Genomic DNA, 18,650 nt, shown 5'->3' with positions numbered 1-18,650 from the left:
TTTCTGAAGTAAATAATATCGAAAAAGATGTTATTTCTTGGGGTAACAAATATGTGAACAATTTTCGTTAAAAAAAAATAAATAGGGGTTGATTTTGAAGAAATATTATTGTAAGTAAGGAGAAAAATATTTCAAATTAGAAGATAAAATAATTACAGTTTAAAATGAAAATATACGAATTTAATGTGCGGGTAAGATATTCAGAAACCGATCAGATGGGAGTGGTTTATCATGGAAATTATGCGCAGTATTTTGAGATGGGACGCGTGGAATGGCTTAGAAACATTGGGATTTCATACAAGTGGATGGAAGAAAACGGTGTGATGCTTCCGGTGGTTTCTTTGAATATTAATTACAAAAAACCGGCCCGTTATGACGATTTGTTACGGGTAAAAACTATTTTTAAAAGTCAGACTTCGGCTAAGATTGAATTTGATTATGAGATCTACAATGAACAAAATGAGTTATTAACAATTGGGAACTCAATTTTGGTGTTTGTGAACATGAAAACGGGGCGTCCAATGGCTGCTCCGGACTATGTGAAAACGCAGCTTTTACGAATATAAAAATCTATAAAAAAGATATTGATTATTCTTTAATTTTTATGTCGATTTCAAATAGAGAATTGAAAATATCGAACACTTGTTCGGTATTTTTTTTTCGGGTTTTGATTTCGATTTCGCAGCTCATTTCCATTTTTTGATGAACAATGTCTAAATTTTTCTCTTTGATGATTCGCATCACCTTGTTCATGTTTTTGTAATCAAAGGAAATTAAATAATGGACATCGATGGTTTTTTCGATGATGGAACAATTTTCAAGAGTAATTTGTGCGGCAGTTTTATAAGCGGTGATTAATCCGCCTACGCCTAATTTAGTTCCGCCAAAAATGCGAACGACAACAACAAGGGTATTAGTTACTGAAAAAGACTGAATTTGTCCGTAAATCGGCATTCCGGCGCTATTGCTGGGTTCGCCGTCATCGTTGGCTCTGTAACTTGTTTTTTCGGAGCCAATTTGGTAAGCATAACAATAATGACAGGCGGTAGGGTGTTGTTTTCTTAAGACTTCTAGTATTGGTTTGACTTCCTCTTCAGAAGCAATAGGGAAGGCGTAACCAAAGAATTTGCTTCCTTTTTCCTTAAATAAAATTTCTTCTGACGCAAAGGCGATAGTATTATAAGTATCCTTCATTTTAAATAACAATAGCAATGACAAATTTCAATGTCAAAATAAGTTTGTCATTATTCATTGCCATTGCTATTGATTTTTTGATATTGCTATTTTAGACTATTTTTTTGTCAAATAAATCCACTACATCTTCTTTGCCTACCTGAAGATTCCAAACATGAATGCCTAAGGCTGCTGCCGCATCGGCGTTTTCTTTTTTATCATCAACAAATAAAGTGTTTTTAGCTTGTAGCTGATGATTGTTTAAAAGGGTCAGGTAAATTTCGGCATCAGGTTTTCGCATTCCCATTTCGAAAGAAAAATATACTTTTTCAAAACATTGGTAAAAATCGCTGTAAAATGAAGCGCCTACTCTTTGTTCGAAAGTGTCAATATGAATCGAATCGGTATTGCTCAACAGGAACAAACGGTATTTTTTGGAAAGCATTTGTAAAAATTCCAATCGATACAGAGGGAAATCGGCTAAAATGGCGTTCCAGGCTTCCAGAATTTCTTCAATACCGGCATTGGGCATTTGTTTTTGAAATCCGGCAAGAAATTCATCTTTAGAAATGTTTCCTTTTTCGAATTGGAAATTCAATTGGTCTAAATCGGCATTCCATTCCTTAAGACCTAAATTTTTGAAGCCGTCCATGGTTGCTTTTTTATCCAGATTGATAAAGATATCTCCAAAATCAAAAATAATAGTATTAATCATGGTTCTTGAAAATTATAAGTTCATCTTCTAAAACGAACTGTTTTTGGTTTGTTTTTAGTGTTATAGTTGGTGCTTTTGTTCCGTTTTTAAAGATAGTTTTCCCTTTAAAAATTCGTGCTTCGTCCCAAAGATTGGCATCAATAAAAGTTTGTAATGTTTGACGTCCACCCTCAATGATAATTGATTGAATTTGGTGTTTGTATAGAATTTCTAGTATTTGAAACGCTATATTTTGCTCAAAATCAATTCTTTCAAAGATAAGGTTTTCTTGGTTTGCATGAGTGTTTACTTGGTAAAAAACTATTGTTTTTACTTGATTGTCAAATAAATTATTGTCTTTTGAAATACGATTGTTTTTGTCTAAAACTATTCTTACCGGATTTTTTCCTATCCAGTCACGAACATCCAGTTTTGGATTGTCGTCAATTGCAGTTTGGGTTCCAACGAGAATAGCCTGCTCTTCACTACGCCATTTATGAACTAATTGTCTCGAATATTGATTAGTAATCCAAACCGGTTTTTGCTCGTCTCTTTCGCTTGGAGCAATAAAACCGTCCTGACTTTGTGCCCACTTAAGGATAATATAAGGACGTTTTTTTTGGTGAAAAGTAAAAAAACGTTTGTTCAGTGCGTTGCATTCGTTTTCGAGAACCCCCACAGTGACATTGATTCCTGCTTCAATTAGTTTTTTGATTCCTCTTCCTGCTACTTGTTCATTAGGATCTACAGTTCCAATAACGACATTAGGAATTTGATTTCGAATAATCAAATCGCAACAAGGCGGTGTTTTTCCAAAATGACTGCAAGGTTCTAAACTCACATAAATTGTCGCTTTTTGCAATAAAGATTTATCTTTAACCGAATTTACCGCATTCACTTCGGCATGAGGCTCTCCGGCTTTTTTGTGCCAGCCTTCGCCAATAATTTGGTCTTCATAAACAATAACGCTGCCTACCATCGGATTAGGATAAGTGGTTCCTAAACCGTTTTGAGCCAGTTGAATGCAGCGCGCCAAGTATTTTTCATCTTTCTTCACGGGGCAAAAGTAGTTTTTTTGAGTTTATGATTTAGTTTTGGAAAGGCTAAAAATAACAATAAACTATTTCTATTTTTGTAATATAAATCAATATTTCAAGAAAATGGAAAATTGGGTTCTCAGAAGAATAGAAAAGAAAGATAATCAATCGATTGCTCAATTAATACGGTCTGTTTTCGATGAGTTGGATATTCCAAAAGAGGGAACTGCTTATGCTGATCCGTATTTAGATTTGATGTTTGAGGAATATACCAAACCAAAATCAGCTTATTTTGTAGTTGAAAATAATGGTAAAATTATTGGAGGAGCCGGATTAGCTCCGCTTAAAAACGAAGCCGAAATTATCTGTGAATTGCAAAAGTTTTTTTTCCTTCCGGAAGCTCGCGGTTTGGGAGTTGGAAGTAAAATGATGGAAATTTGTTTGCAAGCGGCTAAAGATTTTGGTTTCGAAAAATGTTACCTTGAAACAATGCCTTTTATGTATGATGCCCAAAAACTGTATAAGAAATTTGGCTTTGACTATATTAATGCTCCAATGGGATGTACAGGTCATGATTCTTGTCCAGTCTGGATGTTGAAAGATTTGCATTAAAAATACTAATAAAGAACAAGTTCTAAACTTAAATAATACCAATGAAAATAAAGACCTACAGATCTCAATTTATTCAGGAACTTTCATCTATTTATGATGAAGCGGAGGCTGAAAGTTTTTTTTATTTGATATTGGAAGAAAAAAATCAATTGAAACGAATTGACTTGGCTTTACAGCCTGATTTGAGTTTCTCAGAAGCTGATTTGCAGCTTTGGAATTCGATTTTAGAACAATTGAAATTAGAGATTCCGGTTCAATATTTATTAGGGAAAACCCATTTTTACGGGTTGGAATTTGAGGTAAACGAAAATGTTTTGATTCCAAGACCGGAAACAGAGGAGTTAGTTGACTGGATTATTTCAAATAACCAAATAATCAAATCAACAAATCCACTTAGGATTTTAGATATAGGAACAGGAAGCGGTTGTATTGCAATTTCGTTAGCTAAAAATCTTTCGAATGCACAGGTTTATGCTATTGATGTTTCGGAAAAAGCTTTGGCTACAGCCCAAAAAAATGCTGTAAGGAATCAGGTTGAGGTCAATTTTATAAAAACCGATATTTTAAAAACTAATGATTTAGAAAAACTCCCAACTTCTAACTTCCAACTTCCAACTCAATTCGATATTATTGTTTCTAATCCGCCTTATGTTCGAAATTTAGAAAAACAGGAAATTAAGAAGAATGTTTTGGATAACGAACCGTATCTGGCACTTTTTGTCGAAGATGATAATGCTTTGATTTTTTATAGAAAAATAGCCGAATTAGCTCAAAAGAATCTAAGTCCCAACGGACAATTATACTTTGAAATCAATCAGTATTTAGGAAAAGAGATGGTTGAGTTGCTTGAAAATTTGAATTTCAGGAATATCGAATTGCGTAAAGATATTTATGGGAATGACAGGAAGATTTTTGGTGAGAAATAAGATTTCAGAATGCAGAATGCAGTTTTTGGAAAGCAGAAATTAAATACAGAAAGCAGATTTTTAAGAGAATTTATCCGGATTGTTAATCATGTAATTGATTAGTTTTCCAACTTCTAAACTTTTGGTAGTTAATTCCGTGAATAATTCTTCTGAAATATATTCACAAGCTAATGAGTATTCCAACCAAGATTGAGTTTCTGCGTTTTCTGCATCACAATCAGTGAGTTTTGAAATAAAGTGTTTTTCGTACTTTATTTTTCTTGAAGCCTCTGCTAAATTAGCTGAAACACTTCTTCAAGAACGTCTAATTTGGTCTGTTAATGAGTATTTTTCTTCAATTGGAAAAGATTTTGTCATTTTGAAAATCAACATTGATAATTCAAATGATTTTTTATAAGCTAATAAATCTTGAGATCTCATCTTTTATTTTTTTAGTTAAAACTAAAATCTAATTTCTGCAGCCTGACAACTCTGCCTTCTGCTTTCTAAAATCTGCGGTCTGAAAACTATTCATAACGTAACGCCTCAATAGGGTCTAACATAGCTGCTTTGATAGCAGGGTAGGAACCGGAAACGATAGCTACAACAAAACTGGTTAAGAATGCAGCCATAATGGCTTGCCAGGGGATGACAAAAGCAAAACTTAAAGCAGTGGCAATTCCGTAGCCAATTAGGATTCCGAAAATAATTCCGGCTATGCCGCCTAATTGTCCAATTAGTAAAGTCTCAATGAAAAACTGAATAGCGACAGTAGAACGTTTAGCTCCTAATGCTTTTCGAACACCAATTTCGCGGGTGCGTTCGGTAACCGAAACAATCATAATATTCATCAACGCAATCGAAGAACCCATAATGGTAATGATGCCAATAACCCAGGATGCCCATCCCAGATATTGCGTGATGCTTAAAATTCGATTGATTAAATCGTCGCTTCGAACTACACCAAAATTATTGTCTTTCACAGGACTTAGTTTTCTGATGCTACGCATGGTGCTAATGGCGTTATCCGAAGCCTGATCGAGAAATTCTTTGTTGTTGACCATTACACTTATGCTGTAATTGATATTGGGGGCTGTAAAAAAGGAACGAGCAATCTGGATAGGAATCAAGATTCTTAAATCCTGACTGTTGCCAAAAGTGGAGCCTTTTTCTTTTAAAACGCCAATAACTTTGAATTTTGCACCACGAATTGAGATGATTTTGTTAATAGGATTGACGTCTTTTAATAGTCCTTTTTCAAAATCAGATCCTACTACACAAACATGATTGTTGTTGCTAATGTCAAAATTGTTGAAATTACGTCCAGAACTGGTTTCTAATCCTGAGTTAGGAATAAAATATTCGTCAACACCCATAATGGAAATTTCAGGATCGGTTTTTTCGGATTCAAATTTGACTTCGGCTGTGGAAGTAGCTTTGAAAGAAAGGGATGTTTGCGCAAGCGGAAAATTGTATTTGTTTTTAAAAGCCACAGCTTCGGGGTAAGAAATAATTGGGTTAATGATTTCCCGTTCTTCACCGCCATGTCTTTTTATGGTGTTTTCGTATCGGTTAATGTTAAATGTATTGGCTCCCATCGAAGCAAAATCGGAAGAAATGGTGTTTTCTAAAGCCGAAACAACAGTGAGGATTCCCACCAATGCCGTGATACCAATAGCGATAATTAGTATGGTCAGGGTGGTGCGAAGGATTTGGGTTTTGATAGAGCCCAAAGCAATTTTTATATTTTCTTTTAATAAACTGTTCATTAATTGTAGTTTGTTACGAAAATACAATTTTTGAGAGAAGTTTGTTTTCAACGCAGGTTATTTATTTTAAAAATAAGATATTTGCAGTCGAAATTTAAGATTTAAGAAATTAGATTTTAGATTTCCTGAATTAAAATGATTTTGGAATTATAAATCTAAAATCTGCAATCTAAAATCTGCAATTAAACAAAAATGGCATCAAAACCAAGCATTCCTAAAGGAACAAGAGATTTTTCACCTGCTGAGGTGGCTAAACGTCAATATATTATCCAAACTATAAAAAGCAATTTTGAGAAATTTGGTTTCCAACCGATAGAGACACCTTCGTTTGAAAATTCAGAAACCCTGATGGGTAAATACGGAGAAGAAGGAGATCGATTGATCTTTAAGATTTTAAATTCCGGAGATTATTTGGCGAAAGCCAATGCTACTCATTTAGATGCTAAGGATAGTACGAAATTAACATCAAGTATTTCCGAAAAAGCTTTGCGTTATGATTTAACAGTGCCTTTTGCGAGATATGTGGTGCAACACCAAAACGAAATTGAATTTCCGTTTAAAAGATACCAAATTCAACCGGTTTGGCGTGCTGACAGGCCGCAGAAAGGACGTTTTAGAGAGTTTTTTCAATGTGATGCCGATGTAGTAGGTTCAAAATCCTTGTGGCAGGAAGTGGAATTGGTGCAATTATACGACACCGTTTTTAGTACTTTAGGTTTAAACGGAGTAACGGTTAAAATCAATAACCGAAAAATATTATCAGGAATTGCTGAGGTAATTGGAGCTTCGGATAAGTTGATTGATTTTACGGTGGCTTTGGATAAACTGGACAAAATAGGCGAGGATGGTGTAAAGAAAGAAATGATCGAAAAAGGAATTTCGGAAGAAGCCATCGTAAAAGTACAGCCGTTGTTTAATTTTACGGGAACAATTGCTGAGAAAATCGAAAAATTATCTCAACTTTTAGCTGCTTCAGAAGAAGGAATGAAAGGAGTAGAAGAATTGCGTTTTATTTGTGAGAACGTGACTAATTTAGCATTAGCAACGGCTATTTTAGATTTGGATGTTACCTTGGCACGTGGTTTAAATTATTATACAGGAGCTATTTTTGAAGTGGCTGCGCCAAAAGGAGTCGCTATGGGTTCTATTGGAGGTGGTGGTAGATACGATGATTTAACAGGGATTTTTGGTTTGAAAAACATGAGTGGTGTTGGTATTTCTTTTGGATTGGATCGAATTTATTTGGTTATAGAAGAATTAGGATTGTTTCCGGAAACGGTAACAGAAAGTTCAAAGGCTTTGTTTGTGAATTATGGAGATGCTGAAGCTTTTTACGCTTTGCAAGCCATTAAAAAATTGAGAGCTTCAGGTGTAAAAGTAGAATTGTATCCTGACAAAGCTAAGGTAGGGAAGCAGTTTCAGTATGCTGATAAAAGAAATATTCCTTTTGCGGTAATTGTTGGAGGAGAAGAAATGAATTCGGATACCTATTCGCTTAAGAATTTAGTTTCGGGAGAACAAACAACAGTAGATTTTGAAGGATTAAAAAATGCTTTGATTTAATTCTGTAGAATTCTTGATTAAATCTCATAAATAAGAATTAGGTTGCTCCGCTGGAGCTTCATAGAACTAATAATTACTATAAACATTTCGCTCCTAACGGAGCTGGTTTAGTCCCATCGGGACAATCTGTTTGTTGAAAAAAATAAAAAACAAAAAAAGCTTTGTCGGTTTGACAAAGCTTTTTTTAGTATAAGTAATCGCGAATTAATAATTGTTTTGAAATCAACTGTAATTTTTAAACTGGTTTATGAGTTAAAAATCAGAGATTGATTTGAACCTAATAACAAACATATAGAATCTATTTGAAATATGTCTTAAAAATTTATTAAAATTTTAATTTTAACATTAAAAAAAAGCAGATTAAGAAAAAACAGGCTGTAAAAATAGTTATTAGGGAAAACTGTGACAATTTGGCATTTAGTTTGGTTTGGCAGTACTTTTGCTATCCAAAGGAAAGTGTAAAAATGAAGAAGTTTAAAAATATATTTAAAAATAAGGGAAATATGAGTACTGAGAATACAGAGATCGATAAAGAAATGGATGAGGCAACAGTAGAAAATACGGCAGGTCAAGAGCAGGCAGCTACTGAGGAGTTAAGCGTTGAAGAGCAATTGACAAAAGACTTAGCAGATGAAAAAGACAAACATTTACGATTATTTGCTGAATTTGAAAACTATAAAAGAAGAACTTCAAAAGAACGTGTTGAATTGTTTAAAACTGCCAATCAGGAAGTTTTATTAGCAATGTTACCGGTTTTAGACGATTTTGACAGAGCTTTAGTTGAAATTGCAAAATCAGGAGATGAGACTTTGACAAAAGGAGTTGAGTTGATTCATGAGAAATTAAAAAGTACCTTGTCTTCTAAGGGATTAGAGTTGGTTGATGTAAAAGTTGGAGATGCTTTTGATGCAGATTTTGCAGAAGCAATTACACAAATTCCTGCTCCGTCTCCTAAATTAAAAGGGAAAATAGTAGATGTTCTTGAGAAAGGATACAAGCTGGGAGATAAAATTATTCGTTACCCAAAAGTAGTTATCGGGCAATAAATTCTGGAGTAGAAATGCACTGAAGTGTATTTTTTAAAAAATAAATACAAATGAAAAAAGATTTTTACGACATATTAGGTGTTTCTAAAAATGCGGATGCTGCGGCGATAAAGAAAGCCTACAGAAAAAAAGCGATTGAGTTTCACCCTGACAAAAATCCCGGAGACAAATCGGCAGAAGAGAAGTTCAAAGAGGCGGCAGAAGCTTATGAAGTTTTAGGAGATCCTGACAAAAAAGCAAAGTACGACCAGTTTGGACATCAGGCTTTTGATGGTTCCGGAGGATTTGGCGGAGGTCATCACATGAATATGGATGATATTTTCAGTCAGTTTGGTGATATTTTTGGTGGCGGTTTCGGTGGATTTGGCGGAGGCGGTAGCCGAGGCGGGGTTCGTCGTGCTAAAGGAAGCAATTTACGTATCAAAGTAAAATTGACTTTGGAAGAAATTGCTAATGGAGTTGAGAAAAAAGTAAAAGTAAAGCGTAAAGTTCAGGCTCCCGGAGTTACTTACAAAACTTGTTCTACCTGTAACGGTCAGGGGCAGGTAATGCGAGTGACGAATACTATTTTAGGGAGAATGCAGTCAGCGACAACTTGTCCTGCCTGTGGAGGTTCCGGTCAAATTTTAGATAAAAAACCATCTAACGCTGATGCTCAGGGAATGATCGTAGAAGACGAAACCGTTTCTATTAAAATTCCTGCCGGTGTGGTTGATGGTATGCAATTGAAAGTTTCTAACAAAGGAAACGATGCGCCTGGAAACAGTATTCCGGGAGATTTAATTGTGGCTATCGAAGAGTTAGAGCACGAATTCCTGAAGCGTGAAGGAGAGAATTTGCATTACGATTTGTATGTAAGTTTCCCTGAAGCTGTTCTTGGAGTTTCTAAAGATATTGAAGCGATCAATGGTAAAGTAAGAATTAAATTAGAAGAAGGAATCCAATCCGGAAAAATCCTTCGATTAAAAGGTAAAGGTATTCCAAGTATCAATGGATACGGAAGCGGAGATTTGTTGGTTCATGTTAATGTTTGGACTCCTAAAACATTGAACAAAGAGCAAAAACAATTCTTCGAGAAAAACTTAGAAGACGATAATTTTTCACCAAATCCTGAAAAATCAGATAAATCGTTTTTTGAGAAAGTAAAAGATATGTTTTCTTAAGCTTTTTAGATAAACTAAAATTATACTATAAACCCATTCGCTGAGGCGAATGGGTTTTTTTATGAAACAATTGTAATCGATTTAGGTAGTAATTATTTACTTTTACAGCCGCAAGGTCGAAAAGGCCTAATTGAAGAAGCAAATTCAAAAAATCAGCATGAGTACCTTATTAGAAGTCAATAAAGTAGTGAAGCAATATGGAGATTACGTAGCGCTTAACGAAGTATCTTTGTCTGTTCCTAAAGGCAGTATTTATGGGCTTTTAGGTCCTAATGGTGCCGGAAAAACTTCCCTTATTCGAATCATCAATCAAATTACGCTGCCTGATAGCGGTCAGGTTATTTTGGATGGCGAAAAATTGCAACCCAAACACGTGCAATATATTGGTTATCTTCCCGAAGAAAGAGGCTTGTACCAAAGTATGAAAGTGGGGGAACAATGTTTGTATTTGGCACAAATGAAAGGCTTATCAAAGGCTGAAGCCAAAAAACAATTGGAATACTGGTTTGACCGATTGGGAATTCAGGGCTGGTGGAACAAGAAAATTCAGGAGCTTTCTAAAGGTATGGCGCAAAAAATTCAGTTTGTAGTTTGTGTGTTGCATAAGCCTAAGTTGTTGATTTTTGACGAACCTTTTTCCGGTTTTGACCCGGTAAATGCCAATGTGATTAAAGACGAAATATTGGCGTTGAAAGAAGAAGGTGCTACGATAATATTTTCGACTCATCGTATGGAAAGTGTAGAAGAATTATGCGATCACATTGCTTTGATTCATAAATCGAATAAATTAATCGAAGGCAAATTAGATGATGTTAAAAGACAACATAAAACAAATAGTTTTGAAGTAGGTGTTTTAACCGATAATGTGGAAGGTTTGATGTATGATATTACTCAAAAATTCACTGTTAGTCCGGCTAATTTTAAATCGTTGAATAAAGAGTTAAAACTCGAAATTCAAATTGGTAACGCGCTTCCTAACGAATTATTAAATCTAATAACCCAACGCGGACAAGTCACTCATTTCGTTGAAAAAATTCCGAGTGTGCATGATATTTTTATCCAATCAGTAACCGAAAAGCAATAACCAATATTTAAAATTCCAAATTCCAATTCTCACACTGAACTTGTCGAAGTGTAATTGGAATTTGGAATTTGAGAATTGAATATTTTAAATTATGAGTATAATATCACTGATTATAAAAAGAGAATTTTTTGCCAAGGTGCGCAATAAATCCTTTATTGTAATGACCTTTTTAAGTCCACTGTTATTTGTGGCAGTGGCTGTATTTATAGGCTATTTGAGTTCTATGAAAGCCGATGTGAAGCGAGTAGCTATTCATGACGAAACCGGTTTGTTTGCAAAGGAATTTATTGCTCAGAATAAAGAAGACGACCAATATAAATATCTGGATTTATCGCAAATTGACAGTCAGTTCCTGAAAGACAGTATTGCTAATAATGGTTACGAAGGATTATTACTTATTCCCAAAACGGCTGCTGTAACTGATTTAGAAAACAAAATCGAATTTATTTCTAATGGGAGTCCGAGTATTTCGTTTATTGAAAATATTCAGGGTATTATTGCTAAAAAACTAACCAAAATCAATCTGGAAAATGCGCATTTGGATACTTTGGCTATAAAAAAAGCGCAGGCTCATGTCAATGTCAATATTGCAAAAACATCCGGTGAACAAGGGTTAAAAGGATTGAACGAAGCTAAAATAGCCATTGGAGGTGCTTTTGGTTACCTAATCATGATGTTTATTATTATTTATGGAAATATGGTCATGCGATCAGTGATTGAGGAAAAAACAAACCGAATCATAGAGATTATCATTTCTTCGGTAAAGCCTTTCCAATTGATGATTGGTAAAATTATTGGTACATCATTAGCAGGGATTTTACAATTTACTATTTGGGTAATTATAGGATTATCGTTGTTGTTTGCTGCTTCGGCATTTTTTGGAGTAAATGTAGGTCCGTCGGCTAATTTATCGCCTGCGTTGATGGAACATTCACAGACCGAATTTACCGGAACCGCTCAGTTGTTTATCAAAGAATTATGGAATTTACCTATTGCCAGCATTTTGATTGGTTTTGTGGTTTATTTCATTGGAGGCTATTTTTTATATAGTTCTTTTTATGCAGCTATTGGTGCCGCTGTAGATAATCAAACCGATTCGCAACAGTTTCTTTTACCTGTAATAATACCTTTAATGTTGAGTGTTTATGTTGGTTTTTTCAGCGTAGTTAATGATCCTAATAGTACAATTGCAGTTGCTTTTTCGATGATTCCGCTCACTTCGCCAATCGTAATGTTAATGCGCATTCCTTTTGGAGTGCCGTGGTGGCAGTTGGCCATTTCAATTGCATTATTGTTTGGAACATTCTTGTTAGTAGTTTGGTTTGCTGCTAAAATATACCGAGTAGGAATATTGATGTACGGGAAAAAACCAAGTTGGAAAGAATTATACCGTTGGTTAAAATATTAATTAGAAGATGCTAATTTTTTTAGCTGTTTTTAAAAAAGGACTCAGAATCTTAGTAACTTAGAACCTCAGAATTTAAAAAAATATGAGCAAAATATTAATTATCGAAGACGAAGCTGCTATCAGAAGAGTGCTTACTAAAATCCTTTCGGAAGAGAATGACAGTTATCAGGTAGAAGAAGCAGAAGACGGTGTTTCGGGCTACGAAAAAATAAAAAATAACGATTTTGATTTGGTTTTATGCGATATCAAAATGCCTAAAATGGATGGTGTCGAATTATTGGAAGAAGTCAAAAAGATAAAGCCAGAAATTCCGATGGTGATGATTTCCGGTCATGGCGATATGGAAACGGCTATTCAGGCGATGCGTTTAGGCGCTTTTGATTATATATCGAAACCGCCGGATTTGAATCGTTTACTGAATACGGTTCGCAATGCTTTAGACAGAAAACAACTGGTAGTTGAGAATAAAATTCTGAAGAAAAAAGTTAGTAAAAACTATGAGATGATTGGCGAAAGCGAAGCTATTAATCATATCAAAGTGATGATTGATAAAGTAGCTCAAACCGAGGCGCGGGTACTTATTACCGGACCTAACGGAACCGGAAAAGAATTAGTAGCCCATCAATTGCATGAAAAAAGTGAACGTGCTGCTTTCCCTTTAATCGAAGTGAACTGTGCCGCGATTCCTTCTGAATTAATTGAAAGTGAATTGTTCGGTCATGTTAAAGGTGCTTTTACTTCTGCGGTAAAAGATCGTGCCGGAAAATTTGAAGCAGCCGATAAAGGAACTATTTTTCTGGATGAAATTGGTGATATGAGTCTTTCGGCTCAGGCCAAAGTATTACGGGCTTTGCAGGAAAATATCATTACCAGAGTAGGTGCTGATAAGGACATTAAAGTGGATGTACGAGTAGTGGCGGCGACTAATAAAGATTTGAAAAAAGAAATCGAAGAGGGACGTTTCCGTGAGGATTTGTACCATCGATTGGCGGTAATTTTAATTAAAGTACCTTCGCTGAATGATAGACGCGAAGATATTCCATTATTAGTGACTCATTTTGCCGAAAAAATCGCTTCGGAACAAGGAAATGCCGTTAAGAAATTTTCGGATGACGCAATCAAATTATTACAAGAATACGACTGGACAGGAAATATCCGTGAATTGCGCAATGTGGTGGAGCGTTTGATTATCCTTGGCGGAAGCCAAATATCAGAAAACGATGTGAAGCTGTTTGCTTCTAAATAATTGAAAATAAATTTAATGATTTAAAAATTTAAAGATTTAAAGATTCTGCCTTGGTTGTAATTTTTCAATTTTTCAATTTTTTAATCTTTCAATCATAAATGATGAAACTAAAAAAAATAAACGAAAAGTTACAGCAGGCATTAATTGAAAACGGCTTAACAGAAGCCAATGATTTGCAACAAGAGACTTTTTCGACCATAAAAAGTGGTGTAGACTGTATTGTAATTGCTCCTGATGGAGATGGAAAAACCACTACAATTGTGTTGAATGTGATTCAGCGATTGATTGGAGCAACTGAAGAATCGCCAAGAGCTTTGATTATTGTGGAGGATAAAGCCAAGGTTCTGGAAATGGAAGTGCTGTTTGAAAAGTACGGCAAATACAGCAATCTTGAGGTTTATGGCGTTCATGACAAAGGTGATATGGATTATGATAAAAATTATGTTTCTACCGGAATCGATGTTTTAATTGGTACACCAAACAAATTGAGCGATATGTTTTCTACTGCCGGTTATAACGTAAACCGCTTGAAAATGTTTATTCTTGATGATGCAAATCCGATTTTGAAATTGCGACATGAAACTAAAATCATGCGTATTTCGAATAGTATTGCCAAAACGCAACGTATTATTTTTGGAGATCAGTTAACAGAAAGAATAGAAACTTTGGCTTACAAAATGATGGAAGATCCTGAAGTTTTTGATTTTGAATACAATGAAGATGAATACGATTTCGAAGAAGAAGACTTAGACGAAGAAGAAAACGACACAGAGGAAGAATAAAACATATAAAAAAAGTAGCATGGGATTAATGAAAGTGTTTTCGGGAAGTGAAGTATTGGCTTTGGCTTTAAAAGAAAAAATAGAAGCGGCAGGTGTTGATACAATAATAAAAGATAATATTCAATCGGCCAGATTAGCGGGTTTTGGCAGTTCAGGTTCGGCAGTAGAATTGTTTATTCAGGAAACTGATTTTGCTAAGGCTAATCCTGTTATTGAGGAGTTTAGATTGAATATTTAAAATTTGTATATTTGTTATTCTAATAATGCTACAATGGATTTAGCTGCAAAAAAAATAGAATTGATGGATTGGTTACTTCATATTAACGATGAAAGTAAACTTAAAAAAGTAATGGCGCTAAAAACAGTTTTAGATAAAGAAGCCGTTGCCCATACTATTAGTGGCTATCCGGTAGATAAAGAAGAATATATTAACATGGTTAAAGAAGCCGATGGACGAATTACTTCTGGCAACTATACTACAATTGAAGATTTAGAAAAGGAAATAGAAAATTGGTAAAATGCAAAAACCAATTACGATACTTTGGGATAATCAGGCTAAGGCAGATTTAAAACTCATCTTCGAATTTATCCGAATACAATCACCACAAGGAGCTAAAAATGTTATTAACGATATTGTTGCTCAAAGTAAAAATATTCACTTTGTGGAGCAATATCAGGAGGATGAATTTTTAGGAGAACCTTTTAGAAGAATGATTGTCAGGGATTATAAAATTATTTATAAAATCCATTCGGAAACGGAGATTAGAATCCTTCAAATTTTTGATACGAGACAAGATCAATTTAAAAAATAAAATAGTAATTGGAATGACCCATCGAGCGAAATCGCGATGTGTTTAATTATAAAGAATAAAGATGAAATACAAAATGTTAGTTCTTGACATGGATGATACCCTGTTGAATGATGACCATGAAATCTCAGTTGAGAATAGAACGATGTTAGAAAAAGCCAAAGAAAAAGGCATACAGGTAATTCTTGCTTCCGGACGTCCAACGCCGGCGATGATTGAATATGCTAAGGATTTGGGATTGATGGATTCCTATATGATTTCGTTTAACGGAGCAGTAATCACTGATTTGAAAACAAACGAAGTCATTTTTGAACAAAGTCTGACGCAGGAGCAAATTCATACTTTGTATGATTACAGCAAAGAAAAAAATACGCATATTATTACGTATCTAGACGGAAAAGTAATCAGTGAAACTCACTCAGAATATATTGATGTTGAGGTAAATATTACCGGTTTAGAACACGAGGTTGTTCCTAATTTTAAAGAACGAGTACAATCGGCGGCGATTAAATGTATTTTGCTGGAAGAACCGAGCTATTTGAAAGAAGTAGAAGAAGATTTAAAAGCAACGATGCCGCATTTGAGTGTGTGTATGTCGAAACCTTTTTTCCTGGAAGCGGCTCAAACCGGAATTGATAAAGGCGCCAGCGTGAAATTCTTAGCCGATAAATTAAACATTTTACAAGAAGAAGTAATTGCGGTGGGGAATGCAGGTAACGATTTATCGATGATTGAATATGCCGGATTAGGCGTTTGGGTTGATAATGTGGATGCGCATTTAAGAGACAAAGGCAATGTGGTTGTAGCTTCAAATAACAATCACGGTGTGGCTGAGGTTATCCAGCGATTTATTTTGGCTTAAACGGTTTTTATCATTTTTTTGAACCATTAAGAAATTAAGGTATTTAAGAGTAGTTCTTAATCTTGATTTCTTAATGGTTTTTTTAGTTATGTGGGTAATGATATATCAAAGAAATAATGCTGTTTTACCACATCTCATCGCAAGGACAATCTTCAACAAAGCCTTCTTTGTAGAAATTAAAATATAAAGATATTGCTTTGAATGTTTCATCATATTTGAAGTTTAATAATTTTTTTAAGATGTCAGCATGATTTTGTCCAGTTAAGTCAGATTTTGTATGGACAATATCATTTCGTAACTCTTTAAGATTATATATATGTGAAGTGGAAGGAGTTGGTTTCGAAAAAAAATCTTTTCCAAGAGCTTGTGGTAAAACTTTTTTTAATTTATCCATGAATGGAATAAATTCTTGAATTTGCTCTTTGTTGTATATTTCTGTACGTTTTGTGTCAGAAATAATATATTGAAAGTCGGCTGGGATTATATCGTTTACAAAACATTCTATCGATGTGAATAACATTATTATACATGCACTTGCACAACCTTGGAATTCATAGGCAAATGCAAAATTTTTGTATTCTTCGCTATTTAAATCTTTAAAGTGCTTCATTAACTCTTTTCGAAGTTCTTTTCTATCAATATTATATTTGTATGCTTGGTTAAAATTCATTAATGAAAAATCTGGAACAGGAATCATACAGTATGTTCCATTATCATTATAAACCATACTAAATATATTTTCTTCATTGTTACGTTTTATAATACCAACATGCCCTTTCGCGGCTTTTAAAATTTTTTGAGAGTCTATATTCTGTGGTAATGGAATTTCTTCAAAATCATTTTTAAATATTTTTTCATCATCTTTATTCTGTAAAAATTCATGAAATAGAAATTTCTTTTTGATGTGTTTCATAAACAATGATTAATTGTATTTTAGAAATATTGTAATTAAAATCTTTTAATCAAATATATCAATAAATAACTACAAAATTATCTCTCGGAATAATATAAAAATTGGTTGTACAATTTCCGTATTTGTTTGTAAATTTGCGCACGCTATTTTTTTGACAACGATTTCATTAGATAGCGCTTACTTATGGAAAACAGAAAAAAAGTGGCCTTCTATACCTTAGGCTGTAAACTGAACTTTTCAGAAACTTCGACAATTGCCCGTAACTTACAGGACGAAGGTTTTGACCGTGTGGATTTTGAGGAAGTGGCAGATATGTATGTGATTAACACCTGCTCCGTTACCGAAAATGCCGATAAACAATTCAAACAAGTCGTTCGCAAAGCGATGAAATTAAACGACAAAGCTTTTGTTGCTGCCGTGGGTTGTTATGCGCAATTAAAACCCGAAGAACTGGCGAGTGTGGATGGAGTGGATTTGGTTTTGGGAGCTACCGAAAAATTCAAACTGAATGATTATATCAATGATTTGTCTAAAAATGATATGGGCGAAGTGCATTCCTGCGAGATTGCTGAAGCTGATTTTTATGTAGGCAGTTATTCCATTGGCGACCGTACCCGTGCTTTCCTGAAAGTGCAGGATGGTTGCGATTATAAATGTACTTATTGTACCATTCCGTTAGCCCGTGGTATTTCGCGTAGTGACGAATTGCAGAATGTATTGAAAAATGCTAAAGAAATCTCAGCGCAAAATATCAAAGAAATTGTGCTTACAGGAGTCAACATTGGTGATTACGGAAAAGGAGAGTTCGGAAATAAAAAACACGAACATACATTCCTGGAATTGGTTCAGGCTTTAGATGAGGTAGAAGGAATTGAGCGTTTGCGAATTTCGTCTATTGAACCGAATTTGTTGAAAAATGAAACGATTGAATTTGTTTCGAAAAGCAGAACTTTTGTGCCGCATTTCCATATTCCGTTACAATCGGGGAGTAATGACATTTTGAAATTAATGAAACGTCGTTACCTGCGTGAAGTCTATACGGAGAGAGTAACTAAAATTCGAGAAGTGATGCCACATGCCTGCATTGGTGTGGATGTGATTGTTGGCTTTCCGGGAGAAACCGATGAGCATTTCTTGGAGACGTATCATTTCCTGAATGATTTGGATATTTCGTATTTACACGTTTTTACGTATTCAGAGCGTGATAATACAGAAGCTGCCGAAATGGAAGGAGTTGTTCCTTCGAATGTGCGTGCCAAAAGAAGTAAGATGTTACGAAGTTTATCGGTAAAAAAACGTCGTGCTTTTTATGAAAGCCAGTTGGGAACTCAAAGAACTGTACTTTTTGAAGGAGAAAATAAAGAAGGTTACATTCATGGTTTTACCGAAAACTATGTTAAAGTAAAAACGCCTTGGAATCCGGAATTAGTCAATACTTTACACCAAATCAATCTGACTAAAATTGATGAAGACGGAAGCGTGAGAATGGAATTTGCTTCAGCTTTAGTTTAATATAAAAGTTTTAAACCATTAAGAAAATTAAGGAATTTAAGTATAAGAGCTTATGAAACTTAATTTTCTTAA

General features: G+C 34.6%; 20 protein-coding genes and 1 pseudogene. 15 read left to right on the top strand and 6 right to left on the bottom strand.

What is annotated here, in order from left to right; genetic code table 11:
- The first annotated feature begins 164 nt into the window (after positions 1-164).
- Positions 165-566 (top strand): acyl-CoA thioesterase, encoded by a 402-nt coding sequence (locus tag IEV84_RS11180; protein ID WP_188494372.1) that lies wholly within the window; start codon positions 165-167, stop codon positions 564-566.
- Positions 567-588: 22 nt separating this feature from the next.
- On the opposite strand, the gene IEV84_RS11175 is transcribed toward IEV84_RS11180, so the two are convergent.
- The 3 genes from IEV84_RS11175 to ribD form a co-directional block, all read right to left on the bottom strand.
- Positions 589-1,194 carry an IMPACT family protein gene (locus IEV84_RS11175; RefSeq protein WP_188494371.1) on the bottom strand — a complete coding sequence of 202 codons (606 nt, stop codon included), beginning with the start codon at positions 1,192-1,194 and terminating at the stop codon, positions 589-591.
- Between the two features lie 91 nt (positions 1,195-1,285).
- A complete protein-coding gene (locus IEV84_RS11170; RefSeq protein WP_188494370.1) occupies positions 1,286-1,888 on the bottom strand; it encodes an HAD family hydrolase in 603 nt (200 codons plus the stop codon).
- A complete protein-coding gene (ribD, locus tag IEV84_RS11165; RefSeq protein WP_188494369.1) occupies positions 1,881-2,924 on the bottom strand; it encodes a bifunctional diaminohydroxyphosphoribosylaminopyrimidine deaminase/5-amino-6-(5-phosphoribosylamino)uracil reductase RibD in 1,044 nt (347 codons plus the stop codon). Before ribD ends, IEV84_RS11170 begins: the two co-directional genes overlap by 8 nt.
- Before the next feature lie 103 nt (positions 2,925-3,027).
- Between ribD and IEV84_RS11160 the strand changes: the two genes are divergently transcribed.
- Together IEV84_RS11160 and prmC are read left to right on the top strand one after the other, a co-directional pair.
- Positions 3,028-3,516: a GNAT family N-acetyltransferase gene (locus IEV84_RS11160; RefSeq protein ID WP_188494368.1), complete on the top strand. Its 489-nt coding sequence runs from the start codon at positions 3,028-3,030 to the stop codon at positions 3,514-3,516.
- A 41-nt stretch (positions 3,517-3,557) separates the two neighbouring features.
- A complete protein-coding gene (gene prmC, locus IEV84_RS11155; protein ID WP_188494367.1) occupies positions 3,558-4,442 on the top strand; it encodes a peptide chain release factor N(5)-glutamine methyltransferase in 885 nt (294 codons plus the stop codon).
- Positions 4,443-4,502: 60 nt separating this feature from the next.
- Here prmC and IEV84_RS11150 read toward each other — a convergent pair.
- Both IEV84_RS11150 and IEV84_RS11145 read right to left on the bottom strand, forming a co-directional pair.
- A pseudogene (locus IEV84_RS11150) lies at positions 4,503-4,862 on the bottom strand (four helix bundle protein).
- Positions 4,863-4,948: 86 nt separating this feature from the next.
- Positions 4,949-6,190, bottom strand: a complete 1,242-nt coding sequence (locus IEV84_RS11145; protein WP_188494366.1) for an ABC transporter permease — start codon at positions 6,188-6,190, stop codon at positions 4,949-4,951.
- Positions 6,191-6,382: 192 nt separating this feature from the next.
- Between IEV84_RS11145 and hisS the strand changes: the two genes are divergently transcribed.
- The 11 genes from hisS (at position 6,383) to IEV84_RS11090 (ending at position 16,153) form a co-directional block, all read left to right on the top strand.
- Positions 6,383-7,753 carry a histidine--tRNA ligase gene (gene hisS / locus IEV84_RS11140; protein WP_188494365.1) on the top strand — a complete coding sequence of 457 codons (1,371 nt, stop codon included), beginning with the start codon at positions 6,383-6,385 and terminating at the stop codon, positions 7,751-7,753.
- A gap of 503 nt (positions 7,754-8,256) precedes the next feature.
- On the top strand, positions 8,257-8,799 hold the full coding sequence (locus IEV84_RS11135; RefSeq protein ID WP_188494364.1) for a nucleotide exchange factor GrpE: 543 nt from the start codon (positions 8,257-8,259) through the stop codon (positions 8,797-8,799).
- Positions 8,800-8,849: 50 nt separating this feature from the next.
- The gene (dnaJ, locus tag IEV84_RS11130) at positions 8,850-9,962 is read left to right on the top strand and encodes a molecular chaperone DnaJ (protein ID WP_188494363.1); all 1,113 of its coding nucleotides are present in this window, start codon (positions 8,850-8,852) and stop codon (positions 9,960-9,962) included.
- A gap of 157 nt (positions 9,963-10,119) precedes the next feature.
- Positions 10,120-11,046: an ABC transporter ATP-binding protein gene (locus tag IEV84_RS11125; RefSeq protein WP_188494362.1), complete on the top strand. Its 927-nt coding sequence runs from the start codon at positions 10,120-10,122 to the stop codon at positions 11,044-11,046.
- A 91-nt stretch (positions 11,047-11,137) separates the two neighbouring features.
- Positions 11,138-12,454 (top strand): ABC transporter permease, encoded by a 1,317-nt coding sequence (locus IEV84_RS11120; RefSeq protein WP_188494361.1) that lies wholly within the window; start codon positions 11,138-11,140, stop codon positions 12,452-12,454.
- An 82-nt stretch (positions 12,455-12,536) separates the two neighbouring features.
- Positions 12,537-13,700, top strand: coding sequence for a sigma-54-dependent transcriptional regulator (locus IEV84_RS11115; protein ID WP_188494360.1), 1,164 nt, complete (start codon positions 12,537-12,539; stop codon positions 13,698-13,700).
- 101 nt (positions 13,701-13,801) lie between these two features.
- On the top strand, positions 13,802-14,482 hold the full coding sequence (locus tag IEV84_RS11110; RefSeq protein WP_188494465.1) for a DEAD/DEAH box helicase: 681 nt from the start codon (positions 13,802-13,804) through the stop codon (positions 14,480-14,482).
- A 19-nt stretch (positions 14,483-14,501) separates the two neighbouring features.
- On the top strand, positions 14,502-14,720 hold the full coding sequence (locus IEV84_RS11105) for a putative signal transducing protein (RefSeq protein WP_188494359.1): 219 nt from the start codon (positions 14,502-14,504) through the stop codon (positions 14,718-14,720).
- A 33-nt stretch (positions 14,721-14,753) separates the two neighbouring features.
- A complete protein-coding gene (locus IEV84_RS11100) occupies positions 14,754-14,999 on the top strand; it encodes a hypothetical protein (RefSeq protein ID WP_188494358.1) in 246 nt (81 codons plus the stop codon).
- Position 15,000: 1 nt separating this feature from the next.
- Complete coding sequence (locus IEV84_RS11095) at positions 15,001-15,294, top strand: type II toxin-antitoxin system RelE/ParE family toxin (RefSeq protein WP_188494357.1); 294 nt, start codon at positions 15,001-15,003, stop codon at positions 15,292-15,294.
- A gap of 61 nt (positions 15,295-15,355) precedes the next feature.
- Entirely contained in the window at positions 15,356-16,153 is a 798-nt protein-coding gene (locus IEV84_RS11090) for a Cof-type HAD-IIB family hydrolase (protein WP_188494356.1), read from the top strand.
- Between the two features lie 124 nt (positions 16,154-16,277).
- Here the strand turns inward: IEV84_RS11090 and IEV84_RS11085 are convergent, their stop codons facing one another.
- Positions 16,278-17,066 (bottom strand): hypothetical protein, encoded by a 789-nt coding sequence (locus IEV84_RS11085; protein ID WP_188494355.1) that lies wholly within the window; start codon positions 17,064-17,066, stop codon positions 16,278-16,280.
- 183 nt (positions 17,067-17,249) lie between these two features.
- Here IEV84_RS11085 and mtaB point away from each other — a divergent pair, with 183 nt between their 5' ends.
- On the top strand, positions 17,250-18,578 hold the full coding sequence (gene mtaB, locus IEV84_RS11080; protein ID WP_188494354.1) for a tRNA (N(6)-L-threonylcarbamoyladenosine(37)-C(2))-methylthiotransferase MtaB: 1,329 nt from the start codon (positions 17,250-17,252) through the stop codon (positions 18,576-18,578).
- The last annotated feature ends 72 nt before the right edge of the window (positions 18,579-18,650 follow it).

Source organism: Flavobacterium palustre, from assembly GCF_014639535.1.
Taxonomy (GTDB): Bacteria; Bacteroidota; Bacteroidia; order Flavobacteriales; family Flavobacteriaceae; genus Flavobacterium; species Flavobacterium palustre.
The sequence above is the reverse complement of the archived record's forward strand: the minus strand, read 5'-3'. Positions and strand labels throughout refer to the sequence as shown.